The following is a 16043-nucleotide window of genomic DNA, read 5'->3' on the forward strand; positions in this document are numbered from 1 at the left end:
GATTTCTTCTATCGCGAGGCCGGGGACAGCCGGCCTTCGAAGGTGATGGCGAAGGCGTTGAGGGCGGCCTTCCAGCGGGTGACCCAGCGTTTGCGGCCCTTGCCCGTGGGGTCGAGACTCATGATCGCCATGTAGACGCACTTGAGCGCGGCCTGCTCGTTGGGGAAGTGGCCGCGGGCCTTGACCGCCCGGCGGATGCGGGCGTTGACCGACTCGATCGCGTTCGTCGAGCAGATCACCCGGCGGATCTCGGCATCGAAGTTGAGGAAGGGCACGAACTCGGCCCAGGCGTCCTCCCACAGCTTCACGATCGCCGGATACCGGCTGCCCCAGGCCTCGGCGAACTCCATGAACCGCTCCAGCGCCGCCGCCTCGGTCGGGGCTGTGTAAACAGGCCGCAGCGCTTTGGCGATCGCGTCCCAGTGCTGGCGGGCGGCGTACCGGAAGCTGGCGCGCAGCAGGTGCACCACACAGGTCTGCACCACCGCCTGGGGCCAGACCTGCTCGATCGCCTGCGGCAGGCCCTTGAGCCCGTCGCAGACCACCATCAGCGCATCACCCGCACCGCGGTTCTTGATCTCGGTCAGCACGTGCAGCCAGAACTTGGCGCCCTCACCGCCGTCACCGGCCCACAGGCCGAGGATGTCGCGTTCGCCGTCGACCGTCACAGCCAGGGCGACGTAGATGGGCCGATTGGCGACCTGACCATCGCGGATCTTCACGTGGATCGCGTCGATGAACACCACCGGGTAGACGGGGTCGAGCGGCCGGTTCTGCCACTCGGTCATGCCCTCGATCACCTTGTCGGTGATGGTGGAGATGGTCTGCTTGGATACCTGCGCGCCGTACACCTCGGCCAGGTGCGCGGAGATCTCGCCCGTGGTCAGGCCCTTGGCAGCGAGCGAGATGACCATCTCATCGACGCCGGACAGGCGCCGCTGCCGCTTGGCCACGATCTTCGGCTCGAAGCTGGCGTCCCGGTCCCGCGGCACATCGATCTCGACGGGCCCGACGTCGGTGATCACCGTCTTGGTACGGGTGCCGTTCCGGGCGTTGCCCGTCTGGCTCGCGCCGCGTTCGTGCTTGTCGTAGCCGAGATGGTCGGTGAGTTCGCCTTCCAAGGCGGACTCCAGCACCAGCTTGGTCAGCCGGCCCAGCAGCCCGTTGTCGCCGACCAGCTCCAGGCCATCAGCGCGGGCCTGCTCGACCAGCTTGGCCACCAGTTCCTGCTCTGAGGCCTGCGGCTTCTTACGCGCCACCGCGGCGTCCTCCAGGTCATTCGTCGCTTCCGATGCCTGGATCACAGTAGTCATCGATGCGTTCTCCTTGATCAGGAGTTACACCGAAGACCGTACAGTCCCGCAGCGTCCGGGCGAGCACCGGCTTAGCCTCGGGCTTTCGCGACGAATTTGAGCGGGCTTGATCGTTTACATGAGAAAAGTGCCTTTGAGCTGGGAGGATTGGGCTTGTCGAGAGTCCTGTCCGCACCAGTTCAGAAGGCACTTTCCAAGTGAAGACTATCGCGTTGCAGCGCAAGATCGTGGTGTCCGCCGACGGCTCGGGACTCGTCTCGCAGGCCGGTGGGCTGCTGTTGCTGGAGACGTTGCGGGTCACCGGCCTGGGCAGGGAACTATCGGCGCAGCTGGAACGGTGGCGTCCGTCCCGGGCGGTACACGACCCGGGCAAAGTCATCGCCGATCTGGCCCTCACGCTGGCGTTAGGCGGGGACTGCCTGGCCGACATCGCGATGCTCCGCGCTCAGCCCGAGCTGTTCGGCCCGATCGCCTCCGACCCGACCGTGTCCCGGGTGATCGACCGCCTGGCCGCCGACCCCGTCCGCGCGCTTAAGGCGATCCGCGCCGCCCGTGCCACCGCCCGGCAGCGGGCCTGGGCCCTGGCCGGCCCCCACGCCCCCGGCACCGACGGCCAGCTGATTCCCCTCGACATCGACGCGACCATCGTCATCGCCCACTCTGACAAGCAACAGGCCGCGCCGACCTGGAAGAAGACCTTCGGGTTCCACCCGATGACGGTCTTCGCCGACCACGGAGCGACCGGGGGCGGGGAACCCTTGGCGATCATGCTGCGGCCCGGCAACGCCGGATCCAACACCGCCGCCGACCACATCACCGCCACCCGGCTGGCGCTGGCCCAGCTTCCCAAGCACCGCCGCCGTCAGGTACTGATCCGCGCCGATTCCGGCGGCGGCACCCGCGAGTTCCTCACCTGGCTGTCCCGGCCCGGGCGGCGGCTGTCGTACTCCATCGGGTTCGCCCTCACCGAAGAAATCCAGGCCGCGATTCTGGCTCTGCCCGCGCAGGCGTGGACGCCCGCCTACGACTCAGGCGGGCAGGTACGGCCGGGTGCGTGGGTGGCCGAGCTGACCGGCCTGGTGAAGCTGGACGGCTGGCCGAAGGGCATGCGCCTGATTGTGCGCAAAGAGCGCCCGCACCCGGGCGCGCAGTTGCGCTTCACCGACATCGACGGGCACCGCTTCACCTGTTTTGTCACCGACACCCGCCGCGGTCAGCTCGCCGACCTGGAGCTACGCCACCGCCGCCGCGCCCGCTGCGAAGACCGCATCCGCGCCGCCAAGGACACCGGGCTGCGCAACCTGCCGCTGCACGACTTCGACCAGAATCAGATCTGGTGTGAGGTCGTCGCCCTGGCCTGCGAACTCCTGGCTTGGATGCAGATGCTCGCCCTGGATGGGCCGGCCCGCCGTTATGAGCCCAAACGGCTGCGGCTTCGCCTGTTCGCCGTCGCCGCCCGCCTGGTCCGCGGCGGACGCCGCCTACGCCTGCGCATCGCCGCGTCCTGGCCCTGGGCCGGCCAACTGGTCACCGCCATCACCCGGCTCCAAGCACTCCCGGCACCGACCTGATCCGGCACCAAACCGCCCCGACGACCAGGAAGGACACCCCGCGGGCCCGTGGAACCCCGTCCACCCGGCGCGACAGCCGGGCCACCAGGCTGACCACGACCGCGATTTCACACTCCAGCCGAACCGCTCAGCCAGCGACCTGATGAACGTGAAAGATCGAGGCTAGGGCGCGTATCGGGTTGTGATCAATTTGTGGGATTCGCCTGTCCGTCGTGGCCTGATCCGGTAGATCGGCGTGTGTGACGCGTGCGCAGCTGACGGATGAGGAATGGGAGTTCATCAAGCCATATCTCCCGATCGGCAGGTTCGGCCCGTACCCTGAGCGGCTGCGGCAGCAGTTCGAGGGGGTGATCTGGCGGTTCCGGACGGGTGGGCAGTGGCGGGAGATCCCGCAGGAGTTCGGAGCCTGGCAGACCGTTCACAACCGCTTCCGGCAGTGGAGGGATGCCGGCGTCTTCGAAGCCCTGCTTGAAGGGGCGATCGCGGAAGCCGCCAAACGCGGCGAGGTGGACTTATCCCTGGTCAGCGTGGACTCCACCACCGCTCGGGCGCACCACGACGCCGCCGGGATGCACCTTGACCCGGACGTGCTGGCCGCCCTGGAGAAGGCTGCCGAACAGGAGCGGGCCCGGCAAAAGGGGGCGACCGGGAAGGACAACAGGAGCAGGACGCCCGAAACGACGCCGAAGCAGAACAACGGCGGCACATCCGGCGGCGGCGCAGGCTCCGGTTGAAAGCTGCCCTGCTCGGACGCTCCAGGGGTGGGCAGACCAGCAAGATTCACCTCGCCGCCGACCGCAGGTGCCGCCCCTTGGCGTTCGTCGTGACCGCAGGGCAGGCCGCCGACAGCCCGCAGTTCATCCCCGTGCTGAAGAAAGTACGCGTCCGGGTACCCGTCGGCCGTCCCCGCACCCGGCCCGGCGCGGTCGCCGGCGACAAGGCCTACTCCTCCCGCGGCAACCGCGCCTACCTTCGCGGACGCCGCATCAAGGCGGTCATCCCGGAAAAGAGGGACCAGGCCGCCAACCGGAAGAAGAAGGGCAGCAAAGGCGGCCGGCCCGTCCGCCACGACGCCGGCCTGTACAAGGAACGCAACACCGTCGAGCGCCTGATCAACAAGCTGAAGGCCTGGCGAGGCATCGCCACCCGCTACGACAAAACCCCTGCGAGCTACCTCGCCGGCCTCCACCTCCGCGCCGCGATGATCTGGATTAAAGACCTCACCCAGGCCACCCCTTGATCACAACCAAATACACGCCCTAGTGGCGAACTCCACCTCCTCGCCGATTCCGGCCCGGATGCACCGCTCCCTGTCTTAAGTCCAGGACTTCGGCAGATACAGCTCGGTGTCGATCAGCGTCCTGCCCAGTGGGGAGGCGTAGGCGAGGAACACGCCAAGCTGGCAGTTCTCGATCCGGCCCGCCGTGCCGGAGTACTGGCGCTGCACCCCGGCTGACTCGCCGCCCTCCTTCAGGAAGCCGGTGTCATCACGATCAGTACAGCATCGCGGCGACCGAGGTTGCCCATCACGTAATCGCGCAGGTCAACCCCCACCTGCCGGGGATCCCCGTGGGCGCTGTTCAACAGCGCTGCATGCGAGCAGGAGCCGCGTCCCGGCCGCCTCCGCCAGTTGCCAGCCGTTCTTGCGCTCAATCGGAGCCAGCAAACCAGTCAGATACGCCCCCGCCTGCCTGCGCGGCTCCACCCGCCCGAACAACACATCCAGCCCGGCCACTCACTCCTGAAGGTCGCGGTCAGCTCGTCCGACATGACCCAGAACTGTAAATCACAAAACCCGGCTGTAGTGCTAGGGCTTCTAGGCCCGTGACCGAGCGGCAGGTGCAGTCTTCACGCCTAGTTCTCGCTACGCTGCTTCTCGCACCACCCGTCAAGCCGTCACCGATACCCAAAAGCGAGGAGAGCAGTGAAGAACTCCAAAGCTGCCAGTAGAAGGTCTACGGTCCTCCTGGCAGTCGCCGTATCCGCCATAGTTGGCATGTCGGCAAGAGCCTCGGCAGATATGCACACCCTGCCGAGGGACCCCGGTCAGACCTATGTCACAGTGGACGCGGCTACAGGAAGTGTTATATCCGTTACTAATCATCAACCTCGGATCGACTACGCCGAATCTTATCGGGGCGATAGCTTCCCGGTATTCGGATGGTGGAAAACCGACATATCTTGACATGAGCGGTTAAGGCATATAGATCTTCTGCTGTCAGGAACCCCTCAAGCAGGAGGATCGATGCGTTTTCCGCGCGCAGGAATCAAGCAGCTTCGCGTGCCCCTCGCCGTGGCGATGGGGCTGAGTGCGGTTCTCGCTGCGCCGTCCGGTGCTTCGGCGACACCATCCGCTTCGCCTACGGTGGAGACGGTCATCACGATGGACGTCGCCACAGGTCAGGTCCTCAGTATCAAGAAGGTGGAAGCACCTGTAAGCCCAGACATCAGCAATGACAACATCTGCCAGTCCAGCGATGTTTGCTGGAAGTCCGGGCAGACACCGTATGCGGATCAGGGGTTCTTCGGAACTCCTGGAACGCTCACAGGGAGTTGGCCGTATCGCTCCTCGTTCAGGACGGGCAGTTACACCGCGTCAGGAACGTGGATCTACGGCGGCGTAAGTCACAGCACAGGCAAGCGGGGGCCCGGCACAACAGTCGTTCTGAGTGGACTGGCTACCGCGACGTCCGCGACGATTTACTAGAACTAGGGCGCCACTAGGGGGGATGTCGCGAACGCAATCCTCTTTATGAAACCTGACTTGGCTCACGTTTCAAGATTGTCGCTGAGCGCGAGGCGTTGACCTCGTGGTTCCCCGTCGGGAACGGCGAAAAGTGCGCACTAAATCGATCATGTCTCTACCCTGGTGGCCGTGTCTCCGTACGTGCGGACGGTGAAGACGGCCTCAGGCGCCCGGGCGGTGCAGATCGTCTACTCCTCCCGCCGCGGATCGCGGGAGATCGAGCACATCGGGTCGGCGCACGACGACGCCGAGTTGGAGACGCTCAGGGCGGTGGCGCGTCAGCGGCTGGCCGCCGGCCAGCAGGAACTGGACCTGGGGCTGGACGATGGGCCGATGGCGGGCGGGCCGCTGGAGATCGTCAGCTCGCGGATGGAACACCTGTGGGACGCGCTGTCCCGCGCCTACGACACGCTGGGGTTTGCTGCCGCGGCCGGGGGCGATGAGGTGTTCCGGCAGCTGGTGCTCGCGCGGGTGATCGAACCGACGAGCAAGCACGACAGCCTGCGCGTGCTCGGCGAGGCCGGGATCGATGCGGTGTCGTATGCCACGGTGAAGCGCCGCCTGCCGGACTACGCCGCACCGCAGTGGCGCCAGGCCCTGGCCGGTGCATGCGCGGCCCACACCCGCCTCGGGCCGGCCAGCCTGGTCCTCTACGACGTGTCAACCTTGTACTTCGAGACCGACGCCGGGGATGGGTTCCGCGAGCCGGGCTTTTCCAAGGAACGCCGCCTGGACCCGCAGATCACGATCGGGCTGCTCACCGACTCCTCCGGGTTCCCGCTCATGGTGACCGCCTTCGAGGGCAACAAGGCCGAGACCCACACCATGCTCCCGGTGATCGAAGGGTTCATGGCGGCCCACCACCTGCCGGACGTCACGATCGTGGCCGACGCCGGGATGATCTCCGAGGCGAACAAGCAGGCCATCGAAGCCGCTGGGCTGTCGTTCATCCTCGGCATGAAGATCCCCGAGGTGCCGTATGTGGTCAAGCAGTGGCGGCGCGAGCACCCCGGCACCCCGATCCCCGACGGGCACATCTTCATCCAGCCCTGGCCGTCGGGATCGAGCCGGCCCCGCCGCGACCAGATGATCTACTACCAGTACCGGGCAGAGCGGGCCCGGCGCACCCTGCGCGGCATCGACGAGCAGGTCGCCAAGGCCCAGCGCGCCGTCGACGGGCAGGCGCCGGTCAAGCGCAACCGGTTCATCAGGCTGTCCGGCGCTACCAAGAGCGTCAACACCGAGCTGGTGGACAAGGCCAAGGCCCTGGCCGGGCTCAAGGGCTACATCACCAATCTCGCCGCCTGCCCGGACGGGACGCCCATCACCGCCGAGTTCGTCATCAGCTCCTACCATCGGCTGTTCGAGATCGAAAAGTCCTTCCGGATGAGCAAGCACGACCTCAAAGCACGGCCGATCTACCACCACAAACGCGAGTCCATCGACGCGCACCTGACGATCGTGTTCGCCGCCCTGGCGGTCGGCCGGTGGATCGAGGCACGGACCGGATGGTCGATCAAGAAGTTCGTCCGCACCGCCCGCCGCTATCGCACCGTCCGAATCCAAGCCGGCAACCACGTCCTGACCGCCGCCGACCCTCTGCCCACCGACCTACGCAACGCCCTCAAGCGGATCCGCAGCCCCGAAGGTGCGCACTAAATTGAGCCAACTCAGGTCGCGAACGCAATCCTCTTTATGAAAGAGCAGAGAGCTCTTCGCTGATGAGGCGAAGCGCTCTCTGCTCTCGCCTCTTTGCCATAGGTTTGAGTGTGGATGCTTGGGGCCGCAGCGCGGGCCGGGACCTGCTCTCATGCCACAAGCCCGGCCCGCGTATAGCAGGCCGGTCTGATTCTTATTCGATTGATTAGGCGCCTCATCTAATTACACTTCATCAGCCTGAACGAATCGAACAGTAGGGCTTTCCTCGGCATGGACGACCAGGCCCGGGTAGACACGCGGACAAATCTCGGACGCCAAAAACAGACGTGGAGCCTCCGGTAGAAGGGGTCTCACCACAAGATCCTCATACCGAGAAGGCTCCACGTGATCGCCTATCCTGCCACGCTCGACGTCCCCCGTGAACTGCTCGGCTACGTCGGCCGCCTGCTCTACCGGGAGCGCCGCCGCCGCGGCACACCGAAGAACTCCCGGCGCCTGACCTGCTTCCATCAAGCCCTGTTCGCCCTGGCCTGGTTCCGCTCCAAGCCCAACATCCGCCTGCACGGCATCGCATTCGGGCTATCCCAGGCCACCGCCTACCGCTACCTGCACGAGGCCATCGACGTCCTATCCACCCAGGCCCCCGACCTCCACCAAGCACTGGACCGCGCCGTCGCCGCCGGCGTCCCCCACCTCATCCTCGACGGCAAGATCTTCAACACCGATCGGTGCCGCATCAAGACCACCAGCGTGAAAGGCGAAACCATCGACGCCTGGTTCTCCGGCAAAACCAGCGACTTCGGGGAAAACGTCCGAGCACTGTGCGAACCCGACGGTTCCCCATCCGGACCAGCCACGTCGAACCCGGCGGAGCCGCCGACATCGAAGCCGCCCGCCGCCACGTCCTGCCCGCCGTCCACCGCTACGCCACGACCATGCCCGTCATAGCCGGCCCCGGCTACCAAGGCGCAGGTGCTCGTACACTTCGAACACCGCCGGATCAGCTGAATTCAATGAGAAAACGTCAATGCAGCCGGGGCATTGCGCGTGTGGCGTGTTTTGCAACAGGACGCAAAGATGGTGACCCCCTAATGCGAACGAGTCTAGAGACGATGTGCTGCAGTGGCCACACCCACAGCGGCGCTCTATCTATTTTATGATCTTGGCGTTAGGCTGGGTGCTGCCGGACGATGAAGGCGAGGTCGAGGCGCGATGACCCTTCGAGAGACCAGAATCTTCGACATCTCCCATCCCGGAAGATCGCACCACCGGAATCAGCGCTAGATATGCACCATAGCCTATTATTCCACCCAAGGTATTCAAGAGAATGTCGTCAATATCGAAGATCTTATAGGTATAACCGATCGCGCGAGATACGGCAAATTGTGTTAGCTCTATACCCAGGGAAACGATAAGTGCGATAAGCATCAGGCGGCGGATACTTCTAACTTTCCACACCGTGGGCACTAGATAGCCAAGCGGTAGCAAAAGCAGGACATTGCCAACAATTTGCCTCGCTGCTACTTCCGAACTTTCGCGCCCTATTAGCTGAATGAGCCCCTGGATGGGTATCAGGTTATTTTGGGGCGAGTCACTCAGCCGGAGATCATGTAGCAGCGCCGGTTGAAATGGCAACGGAAACAGCGTCACATTCAGTGCTAGGAGTGAATATCCTACCAGCGCGATGGCTCCGAGCAGTCGCAGCTTTGATGGATGGATCTTTGCATTCCAGACTACAAGGAAAACGACAAGTATTGGGATTGCGAAAAGAAGAACGGTTCCCCTAAGCATCTTTCCTCCTGGATACCAACCCTTGTGATGGCTGGCATGGTTGGCATGTTCAGGTGCCGCCGACTGCCGGCGCTGCCTGTGACCAGAAGCACCCGGCCAACAGGGGCCGAACCCGTAAGGTCAGGTAACGGGTCCGGCCCACTTGCGGCGCGACTGCGGTGAATGCTGCTAGCTGGCAGACATTACGACATTACTGCTCGACAGCGTGCGCCCATCAAAGGTCTTTTGGTAGTAAAAGTAATAGTCTCCGGAGCCGACTCCCGTCCAGGTCTTGTTCACCGACCCGCCGTAGACGAAAGTCTGCCGGCCGATGTAGTCATCCGATATAAGGTTGTCTCTGTAAAGCGCCACGTACGGATTGGCTACACCGTTTTGAGGACCGTCGGCGGAACTGCTAAAGGTGATCTTCACGTTTGATCCATTGTAGTAGCGGGTCGGCCCGGTCAGTGTCGTGTCGAAGCTGAAGTATGACGGGTAAGATGCGCACGTGCCGGAGCAGGACGCGTATGCGACTGCCGGAATTGCGAGAGTGGCTACCGAAACAGCCAGCGCCGCCGCGACTTTCATTACCTTCATGAGATTTCCTTTCGTAATGATGTTGGATGATCTTACTCGAACTGTAAATCGTCGGACAAATCTGGGCAATGTGAAAAAAATCACACCAAATCAAGGTGCAATATCGGGCCAGCCGAAATTTGGATGCTCGACCGAAATAATCCTGATATCTCCGTAGGCAGTGGCGGTCAGACAGGGGGTCGGAGAGTTTCATCGGCTGCAGTGGACTGCCTGGTGCTCGCGCTGGCGTGAGTGATGGCTTCGACTGGGGCCCAAGTTATGGTGTGACCTGGAATGATGTTTTCGGACGTTTTTCCTGATAATCCGGAAACTGGCCGTGCCGGATAGACCGATAGTGAAGCTTTGTGCGGCTCTTATTGGTTTGTCCTGGCGTGGCTCGGGCGGGATAATCGGGAGGGTCGCGATTGGTTTTGCAGGGCCTTATCCCTGTAGTGCTTGTGTGACCGTGGGTGCGGGCAGTGGGGTCGCGCGTTGCGGCCTGGTGAGCCGCGTTAATGGCCCAGCGTGGTCCGGGCGCCCCAATGACGCCGGGTAGCGTGGGCGGTTGCTGATGTGACGACCTGATTACCGGTGCGCGCGAACGCCGGGGATGCAGCGCGCGAGTTTGTCTTCTTCTCGTCTCATGAGCGCGCCGGGTGCCGCTGCGGGGGTGCGCACTGCTGTTCAACACACCTGTCTTGGCGGATGCCCGCGAGCAATGATCGGAATCTGTGGATCACTGGGAAGGGGCGTACCTTCCCAGATAACCGGATGATGGTTTCGGGAGAAGCCGACGTTGCCGCGTCGGCCGAGCAGGGTGTGTGACCGATACCGCGACCGGGACGAGTGAGATCGTGAGGATCCCGTGTGGGTCGCGGTTGGAGAGCCGGTGTGCGCAGCGGGCGAGGACGTTGCGGATAGATGCAGTGCCAGGAGGGCTGGCGCCTGGACCGAAGAGCCGACCGCGCCGGCGGTGGAGCCGGACGAGCACCAAAAATGGCTGGTGGAGTGGCTAGCTTAGCGAAACAACTTGAAGATCATAAATCACCCACAGCTATTCTTTGCTCTCGCTGCGTAGACGAAGCGGCTTATACAGGCGCCTTGCTGAGCGGGGGACATCGTGTCTATGATCGGCGTTGCCCTGGGGACCACCACCGGCGGCCTCCTCATCGGGCGAATCGTCCGGATCCTCGCCGATCACTTCGCCCCGCGAAAAGGCGTGCCGTACGCAACCGAGATCATCACTGCGGCGGTATTCGGGCTGCTCGGCTGGCGTATCGGTCCTGCTCCGCTTCTCCCCGCATACCTCTATATGGCCGCTGCTGGAGTGGCGCTCAGCGTGATCGACCTGCGGGCGCGACGGCTGCCGGACGCGCTCACGCTGCCCTCGTACGCCGTCCTCCTGGCGCTCGTGGCCGTCGGCGGGTTGGTGAGCAGGGACGGAGCGCTCGCCGTGGGCCTGGTCCTCGGCGCCGTGGGCACCTTCTCGCTCTACTGGTGCTTCCGCCGGATGAACACCGCACTCGGACCGGGGGACGTCAAGGCGTCCGGCCTCGTCGGCGGGATCCTCGGGACTATCGACCTACATAGCTGGGTGGCCGGCATCGGTGCGGGGCTCATGCTGGCGGCGCTGTTTGCGGTGGCCCTGCTGATCAGCCGGAAGGGCTCCGCATCCACGCTCATCCCGTATGGACCGTTCATGTTCGCCGGCTGCCTTGTGGCCGTCCTCGCGGCGTGACCGCCGAATGCTCTCCATCACCGATACAGGGGGCATAGGCTGGACTCGACCGATCACATTTCTCTTTCGCAAAGAGTGGAACCGGTCAGGGGCCGTTCCCCCTCGGGGGATCGGCCCCACTACTCGTTGAGGAGTTCCCGCAGCAGCGTGAACCCCGGCATGATCTCCCTCGGCCGTACGCCCACCTCGAACATTTCCGGCTCCTCGAAGACCGGTTCGCCACTGGGGCGGCGCACGTAGGCCACCCGGCCATAGTCCACACCGTCGTCACGGTCGAAGCTCATCCACGTGATCGCCTCCTGCTCGCCCTCGCGCAGAGGGTGATTCGAGACCGCGCGCGTGGCCACAGTGCTCGGAGGTTCGAAGATCCAGACCTGCGGCACCGCGAAGACCCAGCGCTTTGCACCGATCTCGCCTGCCTTCGCGGCGGCTCTGCGCTCGAAGGCTACGGCAGTTTCCCGATCACGCAGGTAGTCGTAGTCACTGAGGATGAAACGGCGCTCCCCGTCCAGCATGACGACCGCGGGGCAGTCGCGAGCGACGATGCTCTTTTCCAACCGCTCAACCACGTCGAAGAGCAGGTTCGCCGTCTCGGCGTTCACCCGTTTCTCCTCCCGTGACGTAGACGCGGACCATCGCCGAGAACACCTTATGGCCCACACATCTGTGTCAGCCTGTAATCCGCAGCCCGCGCTGCCGCGTCGCTGGGTGGCGACAACGCCTGAAACCAGAGCAGCCGACGCACGCTGCGCTTCCTGAACCGCGCTCGCGCGACTGGCCCGCCCATATCGCTCCAATCTCGCGCTGAGAGCGAAGCCCCATGCTCCGCTCTCAAGCGACTCACGCAAGGGCGAGTCCGACGCGTCGCCCGAAGGGCATGCACCGTCCCGGCTTACCGACGGAAGCGAGAGATCACCGCCTCGCCAAGCACCTCGGACAGGGTGAACAGGGTGCTTTGATCGAGTTCCTCGATGCCGCCGGTGACCGCGCGGAGCATGTTGCGTTCGGCTCGCTCAGCCCCGCGTACGTTTTGCTCGTGATGGGTGAAGGTGTTGACCGCCTGCACCACGCCCCAGGCCGTACCACGCCACGGCGCTACGCGTAGGTCGTGGTTCCAAAGCTTGGCCAGGGTGTCTCGCTTGTTCTCCGCCATCGTTCGGCTGCGGCCTCGCCCCTGTGGCATCGGTGTGTGGGCCTCCAAGAACGCCTGCCACTGCCGCTCGCTGACCTCGACCCGGCACAACTCGCGTACGACCATCGAGAACTCGTCGGCCAGCGCATAGACGATGTTCAGCGCGTCCCGAGCTTCGGCGAGCCGCAGCTTCGAATACCGGGAGTGCTTGATCTTGACCTGCTGCCCGCGCTCGGCGAGACCAGCGGCCATCGTATTGTCACAGACGATGTGAGTCACTGCCCTTTTGAACGTCGTGGCCAGGGAACCGTCGAAGGACGTCGCACCGAACAGGTGGGGCCGGAACTCGACGCCTTCGGGCGTGACGACGTTCTCGGGCACCTCGACCGACACCCAGGCGACCGCTCCGCCCTTTAGCAGCCCGGCGGATCCGATCGACAGATCGGCGTCCAGGAGCCTGGAGACGGTGTTGATCAGCCATTCGACGTAGGGATGTGGCTCGTAGCCGTCGGAGAAGATGCCCATGACATGGCCGTTGTCGCTGCGCACGATGGCCTGCCTGCCGGGCACCTGGGCCAGTCCGCCGCGCGGGTCTTCCACGTAGACGGGGCTGCTCAGCGCCTCCCAGCCGAACAGCCGCCGCTTGACGTCGTCCACAGGGATCGGGCCGGGATAGTGGTTCGGCTCCTCGCCTTGCATGCTCGCGCGGTAGTGCCAGGCCGTACCGCGCTTCTCGGTGAAGCCGATCAAGGTGTTGGCGTTCAGCCATTCCAGAGACTCCCTGGACATGTCTGTCTCCCCTCGGTGCGGTGGAAATGAGAAAGGCACCGGCCGTGGCCGGTGCCGTCGATGTCGTAGCTGATGATGGTAAGGAGAATTACCAGATCTGCCGCATTCTCCAGCGAGAGCGCCGGAGTTCGGGCGAGCTCATGTGGAGCGTTGCTGTACGGCGTAGGCCACGCGTTCGGTCAGTTCACGGTCGGCTACGCAAATTTCGATCGTGCTCGTGCTGTCGCCGTAAACGGTGAACGAGCCGGACGCGGCCTCCAGCCGCCACCGGACGACGGTCTCTCGCTCTTTCTCGGTGAGCGAGGCCTCCGGCAGCAGTTCCACCAGGGTTTCGATGATCTCAGCCCGTGTGCCGTTCTCGGTCACCCTCTTCGCCAACCGCTCAAAGCAGGTGATCAGGTCCCGTCGATAGTCGGGCAGTAGGCGGCGCTCGATCCTCTTCGCGACGAACTTCGCCCCTCGCGCCGCTGTCACCGTGATCTCATGCCGTCGCAGGTCAGGACACATGCCCCTGCTGCCGTCGGGGTAGATACCGAGCACCCTGATCCGTCCCCGCTGATTCCAGATCGGATGCACGACGAGCCGCGCGCCGGCGGGTCCCATGAGGTAGGCCGGATGACCGGGCCGCACCAGGGGCCGGTAGCCCTCCAGATGCTCGGCGACCTCGATCGCCAATTCCTCGACTTCCCATTCGTTCATCCCGGACTCCTTTCAAAGTAATTCGTTGACGAGTTAAAAGCGGGCCGATCTGGCACCGCAGGGAGCAGTTGAGATTGCCGACCGAGCTTTATTAACTTCGATCGAGGCTCACATCTAAATACGGACGACGGCACAGCCCGAACGTCCGCCCACCGAGACCGTCACCCGCGCCGATCCGCAGCGACGGTACGGATGTAACGGATTCGGCGGGCGCTTTGAAACGGGACAGCGCCCGCCGGTCCGGAGTTGGCTTTATGGCTGCTCTTCGTTGCGCATACGCTCTTGCTCAGCGCGGAATCGGTAGATGTCCCGGCCTGGCTTGGAGCACTCCTGGCAGCGACAGCCGTACCTGTGGATATCGCTGACGTGGAAAACCTGGATGCGGTCCTGCCACGGTGTGGGATAGAGCGACTCGTCCAGTTCCACATGCGCGCGTTCGCGCTGCTTGTTGACCTTGGTCACCGTGCCCGGGTAGTAAAACGGAGACTGGTAGGACTCCGTCCACCACGGCCGCACCGGGATGTGGAAGAAGGGGCGGACCAGGACGCGCTCACCGGGTTCCATCGCCGTTCGCCCCCTTCCACAACTCCAGGGCACCCGCCGCGTCGTCGAGCTGCGGGCGGTCGGCACCGCGCAGGTCCGCCAGTGTCCAGGCCACGCGCAGCAGCCGGGGCAGCCCGTCAGCCGTCACGAGCCCGGTGTTGACCGCCGATCGGAGCAGCTCGGCGGCCTCCGGCACGACGGGAAAGCGCGTTCGCAGGTCTGACGCTGGTACCTCTGCGTTCCTCCGCCACGGCGTGTCGGCCAGCCGGTGAGCCGCCCGCACTCTCGCTGCGAGCACCCGCACGGCCACCGCCGCGCTCGATTCACTCGCCCGCGCTTGGCCATCCCCCCACTCGACAGGCGCGCGTACGGCGACGCGTGACAGGAGCAGGGCCAGGCGCGCCCGGTAGCGGCGCCTTGCCTCCGGTGTGCAGCCACACTCTTCCCGCCCTGCAGGGCACTGGCAGGGGCGAGCATCGAGAACCAGGGTGAACCGTGCCGGGTAGCGGACGCTGCGGCCCTGCCCTGCGAGGTGGATCTGTCCGCTGTCCATTGGCCGGCACAGGCCGTCCAGGACCGGGCGGGCGAACTCCGGCGCGTCGGCCAGATGCAGCACGCCGCGGTGGGCGAGCGAGACCGCACCCGGGCGGTTGCCCGCCACACTGCCGAAGATCGCTGTAGGAGTCTCCGTATGGTGCGGCGCGGACAGCGGAGGCGTGATCCCCGGTGCCCTGTCGGATTGTCCGGCCAGCGAGTGGATCTCGGCGACCTGGCGGGCGGCCTTTTGTCGGTCAGCGGCGGCAGGATGCCCGGTAGGCGTTCGGCGAGCATCGTGGCTGGGCCGTCGCCGGACAGGAACAGGTGGTGCCCGCCTGCTGCGCAGACCTCGAGCGCGTGGCGGGCCGCCTGGTTGCCGGACACGTCGGCCAGGTCGACGGCGAAGGGCGATGACGGCGCAGGCTCCGGCTCCCTGTCGTGCTGATCGCGGAGGGTCCCGTGGCGGAGCTGGTCGACCACGTCGGCCAGCCGGGTTACGGGCATCACCACGGTGCCGGGCACCTGCGCCGCCTCCCGAGCGCAGTCGGCGGGGACGGCGACTCTGCTGATTCCGGCCCGGACAGCGGCAGCCACCATCGGCAGGACGCCTCTGATGGGGCGTATCCCACCGTCCAGGGCCAGTTCGCCGAGGAATACCCGCCCGGCGATCCGTTTGGGTGGGATGACACCGGCGGCGGCCAGCAGCGCCACGGCCAGCGCGAGATCGGCCGCCGCGTCGTAGACCGGTGGGATCATCGGTGTCACGCTCACCGTGATCCTGGCGTCCGGCCAGGCTGTTCCGCTGTTGAGGATCGCGGCCCGGATTCGTGCGCGGGCAGGCCAGACCGACGATTCGGGCAGGCCGACCAGATGCAACTCCGCGTCGCCGGGTACGGCCTCGGCCTCGACGTCGATCACATGCGCAGTGAGGCCGGTCAGGGCGACCGATCGGGTGGAGGCGTAGCCCATG

General features: G+C 65.0%; 12 protein-coding genes and 3 pseudogenes. 5 read left to right on the forward strand and 10 right to left on the reverse strand.

The genetic code is table 11. The annotated features are described in order from the left end of the window. Positions 1-8 precede the first annotated feature (8 nt). A complete protein-coding gene (locus tag OHB01_RS08665) occupies positions 9-1313 on the reverse strand; it encodes an IS256 family transposase (RefSeq protein ID WP_169953795.1) in 1305 nt (434 codons plus the stop codon). Positions 1314-1510: 197 nt separating this feature from the next. On the opposite strand from OHB01_RS08665, the gene OHB01_RS08670 reads away from it, so the two are divergent. Further along, on the forward strand, positions 1511-2884 hold the full coding sequence (locus OHB01_RS08670) for an IS1380 family transposase (RefSeq protein WP_147945574.1): 1374 nt from the start codon (positions 1511-1513) through the stop codon (positions 2882-2884). Positions 2885-3123: 239 nt separating this feature from the next. Further along, positions 3124-4124, forward strand: a pseudogene (locus OHB01_RS08675) (IS5 family transposase). 78 nt (positions 4125-4202) lie between these two features. On the opposite strand, the pseudogene OHB01_RS08680 reads toward OHB01_RS08675, so the two are convergent. Next, positions 4203-4619, reverse strand: a pseudogene (locus OHB01_RS08680) (IS701 family transposase); the annotation flags it as partial. A gap of 1140 nt (positions 4620-5759) precedes the next feature. Between OHB01_RS08680 and OHB01_RS08685 the strand changes: the two are divergent. Continuing rightward, entirely contained in the window at positions 5760-7289 is a 1530-nt protein-coding gene (locus tag OHB01_RS08685; RefSeq protein ID WP_419197557.1) for an IS1634 family transposase, read from the forward strand. Positions 7290-7673: 384 nt separating this feature from the next. Next, the gene (locus OHB01_RS08690; RefSeq protein ID WP_168066573.1) at positions 7674-8237 is read left to right on the forward strand and encodes a transposase family protein; all 564 of its coding nucleotides are present in this window, start codon (positions 7674-7676) and stop codon (positions 8235-8237) included. Between the two features lie 201 nt (positions 8238-8438). Here OHB01_RS08690 and OHB01_RS08695 read toward each other — a convergent pair whose 3' ends face one another. Both OHB01_RS08695 and OHB01_RS08700 read right to left on the reverse strand, forming a co-directional pair. Beyond that, positions 8439-9080, reverse strand: coding sequence for a VanZ family protein (locus OHB01_RS08695; protein ID WP_142652095.1), 642 nt, complete (start codon positions 9078-9080; stop codon positions 8439-8441). A gap of 168 nt (positions 9081-9248) precedes the next feature. Next, the gene (locus OHB01_RS08700; RefSeq protein WP_142652097.1) at positions 9249-9656 is read right to left on the reverse strand and encodes a hypothetical protein; all 408 of its coding nucleotides are present in this window, start codon (positions 9654-9656) and stop codon (positions 9249-9251) included. Positions 9657-10761: 1105 nt separating this feature from the next. Between OHB01_RS08700 and OHB01_RS08705 the strand changes: the two genes are divergently transcribed. After that, positions 10762-11373, forward strand: a complete 612-nt coding sequence (locus OHB01_RS08705; RefSeq protein WP_142652099.1) for a prepilin peptidase — start codon at positions 10762-10764, stop codon at positions 11371-11373. Between the two features lie 119 nt (positions 11374-11492). Here the strand turns inward: OHB01_RS08705 and OHB01_RS08710 are convergent, their stop codons facing one another. The 6 genes and pseudogenes from OHB01_RS08710 to OHB01_RS08735 form a co-directional block, all read right to left on the reverse strand. Next, a complete protein-coding gene (locus OHB01_RS08710; RefSeq protein WP_142652101.1) occupies positions 11493-11975 on the reverse strand; it encodes a hypothetical protein in 483 nt (160 codons plus the stop codon). Between the two features lie 290 nt (positions 11976-12265). Continuing rightward, positions 12266-13294 (reverse strand): DUF932 domain-containing protein, encoded by a 1029-nt coding sequence (locus tag OHB01_RS08715; RefSeq protein ID WP_142652103.1) that lies wholly within the window; start codon positions 13292-13294, stop codon positions 12266-12268. 138 nt (positions 13295-13432) lie between these two features. Further along, positions 13433-13993: a hypothetical protein gene (locus OHB01_RS08720; protein WP_328855198.1), complete on the reverse strand. Its 561-nt coding sequence runs from the start codon at positions 13991-13993 to the stop codon at positions 13433-13435. 252 nt (positions 13994-14245) lie between these two features. Then, the gene (locus tag OHB01_RS08725; RefSeq protein WP_142652108.1) at positions 14246-14557 is read right to left on the reverse strand and encodes a hypothetical protein; all 312 of its coding nucleotides are present in this window, start codon (positions 14555-14557) and stop codon (positions 14246-14248) included. Continuing rightward, positions 14544-15485, reverse strand: a complete 942-nt coding sequence (locus OHB01_RS08730; protein WP_328855835.1) for an ATP-binding protein — start codon at positions 15483-15485, stop codon at positions 14544-14546. The genes OHB01_RS08725 and OHB01_RS08730 overlap by 14 nt, the downstream gene beginning before the upstream one ends. Continuing rightward, a pseudogene (locus OHB01_RS08735) lies at positions 15380-16042 on the reverse strand (magnesium chelatase domain-containing protein); the annotation flags it as partial. The gene OHB01_RS08730 and the pseudogene OHB01_RS08735, both read right to left, overlap by 106 nt. Position 16043: the final 1 nt, after the last annotated feature.

Source organism: Microbispora hainanensis, assembly GCF_036186745.1.
GTDB lineage: Bacteria > Actinomycetota > Actinomycetes > Streptosporangiales > Streptosporangiaceae > Microbispora.

Bases quoted from the DNA above. Each gene is read 5' to 3' on its own strand.
- OHB01_RS08665 (WP_169953795.1), bottom strand. From the start codon at position 1,313: ATGACTACTGTGATCCAGGCATCGGAAGCGACGAATGACCTGGAGGAC.
- OHB01_RS08695 (WP_142652095.1), bottom strand. From the start codon at position 9,080: ATGCTTAGGGGAACCGTTCTTCTTTTCGCAATCCCAATACTTGTCGTT.
- OHB01_RS08700 (WP_142652097.1), bottom strand. From the start codon at position 9,656: ATGAAGGTAATGAAAGTCGCGGCGGCGCTGGCTGTTTCGGTAGCCACT.
- OHB01_RS08705 (WP_142652099.1), top strand. From the start codon at position 10,762: ATGATCGGCGTTGCCCTGGGGACCACCACCGGCGGCCTCCTCATCGGG.
- OHB01_RS08715 (WP_142652103.1), bottom strand. From the start codon at position 13,294: ATGTCCAGGGAGTCTCTGGAATGGCTGAACGCCAACACCTTGATCGGC.
- OHB01_RS08720 (WP_328855198.1), bottom strand. From the start codon at position 13,993: ATGAACGAATGGGAAGTCGAGGAATTGGCGATCGAGGTCGCCGAGCAT.
- OHB01_RS08725 (WP_142652108.1), bottom strand. From the start codon at position 14,557: ATGGAACCCGGTGAGCGCGTCCTGGTCCGCCCCTTCTTCCACATCCCG.